Origin of the sequence: Fretibacterium fastidiosum (genome assembly GCF_000210715.1) — a bacterium.
GTDB lineage: Bacteria > Synergistota > Synergistia > Synergistales > Aminobacteriaceae > Fretibacterium > Fretibacterium fastidiosum.
The window spans coordinates 1,107,479-1,111,488 of sequence record NC_021038.1; the positions used below are offsets into that span (position 1 = coordinate 1,107,479).

The 4,010-nt window shown below is 50.0% G+C and carries 7 protein-coding genes; 6 read left to right on the forward strand and 1 reads right to left on the reverse strand.

Translation table 11 applies throughout. From position 1 onward, the window contains the following. The 6 genes from SY1_RS05020 to SY1_RS05045 all read left to right on the forward strand — a co-directional run. The coding region (locus tag SY1_RS05020; protein ID WP_208872923.1) for a hypothetical protein at positions 1-183 on the forward strand (183 nt) is incomplete at its 5' end. Positions 184-189: 6 nt separating this feature from the next. Continuing rightward, on the forward strand, positions 190-384 hold the full coding sequence (locus SY1_RS05025) for a Txe/YoeB family addiction module toxin (protein ID WP_015556383.1): 195 nt from the start codon (positions 190-192) through the stop codon (positions 382-384). Between the two features lie 96 nt (positions 385-480). Next, complete coding sequence (locus tag SY1_RS05030) at positions 481-609, forward strand: type II toxin-antitoxin system YoeB family toxin (RefSeq protein ID WP_208873988.1); 129 nt, start codon at positions 481-483, stop codon at positions 607-609. Between the two features lie 56 nt (positions 610-665). Further along, positions 666-2,336: a hypothetical protein gene (locus SY1_RS05035; protein WP_208872924.1), complete on the forward strand. Its 1,671-nt coding sequence runs from the start codon at positions 666-668 to the stop codon at positions 2,334-2,336. Between the two features lie 139 nt (positions 2,337-2,475). Further along, the gene (locus SY1_RS05040; protein WP_015556384.1) at positions 2,476-2,667 is read left to right on the forward strand and encodes a zinc-ribbon domain-containing protein; all 192 of its coding nucleotides are present in this window, start codon (positions 2,476-2,478) and stop codon (positions 2,665-2,667) included. A gap of 30 nt (positions 2,668-2,697) precedes the next feature. Then, the gene (locus tag SY1_RS05045; protein ID WP_208872926.1) at positions 2,698-3,531 is read left to right on the forward strand and encodes a hypothetical protein; all 834 of its coding nucleotides are present in this window, start codon (positions 2,698-2,700) and stop codon (positions 3,529-3,531) included. Here SY1_RS05045 and SY1_RS12775 read toward each other — a convergent pair. Beyond that, positions 3,482-3,898: a DUF488 domain-containing protein gene (locus SY1_RS12775; RefSeq protein WP_423868986.1), complete on the reverse strand. Its 417-nt coding sequence runs from the start codon at positions 3,896-3,898 to the stop codon at positions 3,482-3,484. The genes SY1_RS05045 and SY1_RS12775 overlap by 50 nt on opposite strands. Positions 3,899-4,010: the final 112 nt, after the last annotated feature.

Sequence of the window (4,010 nt, forward strand, 5' to 3'; positions counted from 1 at the left end):
ATGAGGATGGTGATAGACGTGATGACTGTTCAGGCGTCCATAAGGATGGATTTGGATCGGCGTATAAAAGAGCTCTCGAACGATGCGTTTTATAACGAGCACAACCAGAAGCTGCTTCTGGAGGCAATCAACGATATGAAGGCGGGGAAGGGAGTTACCCATGAGCTCATAAACTGCGAATGACGAAAGATGAAAAAGCAATGGGACGAAAGAGCCTGGGAAGATTACCTCTACTGGCTTGAGCAGGACAAGAAAACCCTTCGCCGCATCAATAAGCTGATTACGGACATTGAACGCAACGGTTATGACGGCATCGGAAACCCGGAGCCTTTGATCGGAAACTACTCCGGGTATTGGACCCCCAACCACAGGCAAAGTTTTTAACGTGCGTCGGAAACCGGTTTTGCACATTTTCTGCTGCACCTGACGGGTGAAAGGTCAGTATCGGCTTAACCTGTACAACGACGGGCTTGAGCGCCGATAAAGCTATCGCAACCTGTGGATTTGGGTTGGAGCCGCCGTATTGACGAGAAGAACCGTCTGGTTTATCGCGTCTTGAACGATACGATCGAGATTGTGCAGTGCCGCACTCATTATGGGGATAAATAGACAGCATCGCTCCAGCAACATTGCACGGGCCACGTGATTAAAGGAAGGGATGCCTAATGAACAGGTGTGCGCAGAAAATCCTATTGGCTGTGTTTATCTCTGTCGCCCTTTCTTCTGTCGTTTTTGCAAATTCCTCCTCAGACGAGTGGACTGCCTATCCCCAGCCAGATAAAGGTACTCTTTTTTTGCCCGGGGAATGGGCTGTTGTGAACTTTTGGAATGACGCTAAAGTCGAAGTGCAACCCCAACAAAATCAATCTGTGTCCTATTACACGCAATCCTTGATTAATGCAAAACAGGAAAACGAGGGGATTGTCTGCTCCGTTGTTTCTTCCCGCATATGGTTTTCACAGGAAGGTAGAATCGTAAACCTTAGAAAAGATGGGGCAAGGTTTATGATAGACCAGACAAGAGCCTTTGTCTTGAAAAATTTTCCTGGAAGCCGGGTCGGCCCAGTGAGGTTTCAAAAAGAAAAATACGGTAAGGTTTGGCGTTTTGATGCAACATTTGGGCCTGGCGGAGGGTCGCGAATGTTGGAGGCTTATGTTGAGCACAAGGGGATTCTTTACAGACTTTCAGCCACTTACGGAATTCGGGGGGAACGACACTGGTTCCCCGTTTTTGAACGCGCCTTGGAACTGTGGCAGCCGGGACAGAGCGTAAAAGAGATTGCTGCTGCTTCCTTCCCTGACGTTAAAAATGATGCCTGGCAGGGAATACCACTGCAGAATGCGGGGACAATTTTTATCCCAGCGTCTTGGCTTGTAGTCTTTCAAGACAACCCTGTGCAAAAAGATGCGCTTTACAATTACAATGCTGTGCTTAACACACAACGGTGTCTCAATGTCAGAATTCCGGCTGAGAATGACGGTGAGCCGCTTTCTACCCTGCAGGTTCTGGCCCTGTGGTCGGAAGATTCGGGGGGCTCTTTGCTAGGGGGAGACCTTTCATATCTCCTTTCACATTTCTTAGAGGGGTTTGCCCAAGGATTGCAACCGGCCTACAAATCTTCTTTGCGCCGCATTGAGAAAAAAACGTTTGAGCTTCAAACGCAGACCTCTCCGATGGCGACTTATGAGGTTGCGGTCGCAAAGGGAGTTTATATGCGTTTGAAATGTGCGGCTTTGAGGCATGACGATAAGGTATTGATTTTCGTTTTGACCTATCCCCCTGACGCTGAGAATAGATGGCACGGCCTTGTGAAGGAAATTTTTTCCCGTTGGGAACTGGTGCCACCTCATGCTGATAACTCTCAAATACGGGGGTCTACGATTTCGAGAGAACATCAAACGCCCGAACGTTACAGTCCGTTTCCATCTTTACCGAGTGTTCAGGATACAATGCCTCGTGTATATTTTTCATTTTGGGATATTGTCTTGATTGGGACCTTGGGAGCTACCCCGGCTTTAATCATGCGATTTGTGTTCAAGAAGCGATATTCATATTTCAAGACTTTTTTGCTATCTTTTCTTTTTATGCTTTTATCTACAGTTGCGCAAACATACGTTTTTGACAACTTATATAAAGAACTGCGTCCTAGCCGGTCAGCATATGGGACGGGAATAACCTTCGCTATTTCGATAGCAGTACTTTTGAAGAATAGAGGAATAGAGGGAGAGAGAAGCCTTCTCCCCCCTTCCATTCCAGCATCAAACGACAAGGAGTTAGAAGGGGGGAATAAGGAGCGCGGCCACGCCATAATCCCGCCTTGGGAACAGGAGCAATAGCTTCCCATGCATCGGCTCTCTCGGCACTGGCGGGGCTGCAGTACGGTGGCAACGTCTGGGAATGATCTTCATTGTGCGCCGCATGTCGAAGGTGGCCACGAGATAGTTGTGTGTCATTTATTGCAGAGGAGGTAATGTTATGGCAATTTTCAAGTGTAAGGATTGTGGCAAAGAAGTCTCCGATAAGGCGGTGGCGTGTCCGGGGTGCGGAAGAATCTTTACTCATGAGGAGAAAAAAGCGGGAGTGAAAAAACAGCGGATGGTGCTCTGGTTAATCGCGGTCCTGGCGCTTATCTCGGTGCTCTGGGGGCTCCTTTCAGAATTACGGTGATATTCGCAGGGGCGTTTAGGGAGGTCTATGATGCCTCGAGAAAGAATTCTCATCCTTGTCAAAACCTGCCCAGAGCCAAGCAGGGGCTATGTAGAAACCACCTGTGTTGCCGGAATAACGGAGGCGGGGGAGATGCGCAGGATTTTCCCTGTCCCGTTTCGTTTTCTCGGTGAAGAGAAACGGTTCAAAAAATGGCAGTGGATCATGATTGAGGCGGAGGCGGCGGTAGGTGACAACCGCAAGGAAAGCCGTCGGGGTAACTTCGATACGATTCAGCTTCAAGAGCTCATGAAGAGTGGAACAGGCTGGCGAGCCAGAATGGAGTGGCTAAAGCGAGTTCCACGGATACGGGGATTTCTCCCTCCTGACCAGGGGAAACGCTGCACACCAGCCGTTCCTGAAGAGGTCTCGCTCGCTTTGTATGTTCCTGATAGCCCTGTGAGTCTGGAGATCAAAAAGGGCGCGGAGGACTGGACCCCGAAAGAAAAAGAAGCCCTGCTGCAAAGCGATAATCCCCTTTTTTCGAGAAAAGCGCTGGATCTTCCTCCAGCGCTGAAGAAGGTTCCCTACAATTTCTATTACTTTTTTGAAGCTCCTGTTGCCGAAGGTGGAGTGAAAGAAGTTCGCCTCAAGATCACGGATTGGGAGATTGGGGCGTTGTATTGGCGCTGCGTGAGAGAGCACGGCGATGACTGGGAGAGGTTCCTCCGGAACAAATATGAGGCCGAAGCAAACAAGCTCGGCCCCATGATCCTGATGGGCAATATGCACCGACACCCCGATCAATGGCTTGCCATAAGCGTGTTTCTTCCGCCTAGGCAGTACAGGGAACTGTTTTTTCAAAAAGGCCTATTTGACGAGTGACGTCTGCCGGGTGTAGGTTCCGGATCGGTTCATGGTACAGCTTCTCGATCTGCTGTGCGATGAGAAGACGGTGGCAGCGGTTGGGGTCGGCCTCGAAGCACATCAGGGCGCAGGGAAAGTCCCTGGTAAACAGGGCAAGTTCCTTCACTGCATCTAGGTTGGATGTCAGATACCGATTGAAGGCCATGCGGTAGCGCCCCCAGTCTCCATCCTCCTGATAGGCGCTGCGAATATCGGGAGGACATCCCAATCTTTGAAAATGCTGATATCGAATCCCGTGGGAGCTTACGGCGTCCCGCAGTGCGCGTTGCGAGAACCCTGGTTTACGGGAATAAGGCTTTTCCCGAACATCCGCCAGGACCTGTATACCATGTTGCTCCAGGCAAAGGATGAACCCCTCGAGCTTCACGCCCTCGTAGCCTATCGTGTAATATGGCATTTCGCAGCCCTCCTCCAACGGCTAATAAAGACAGTGCCAT

Coding starts and splice junctions, on each gene's coding strand:
- SY1_RS05045 (WP_208872926.1), top strand. CDS start 2,698: ATGCCTCGAGAAAGAATTCTCATCCTTGTCAAAACCTGCCCAGAGCCA.
- SY1_RS05025 (WP_015556383.1), top strand. CDS start 190: ATGAAAAAGCAATGGGACGAAAGAGCCTGGGAAGATTACCTCTACTGG.
- SY1_RS05040 (WP_015556384.1), top strand. CDS start 2,476: ATGGCAATTTTCAAGTGTAAGGATTGTGGCAAAGAAGTCTCCGATAAG.
- SY1_RS05035 (WP_208872924.1), top strand. CDS start 666: ATGAACAGGTGTGCGCAGAAAATCCTATTGGCTGTGTTTATCTCTGTC.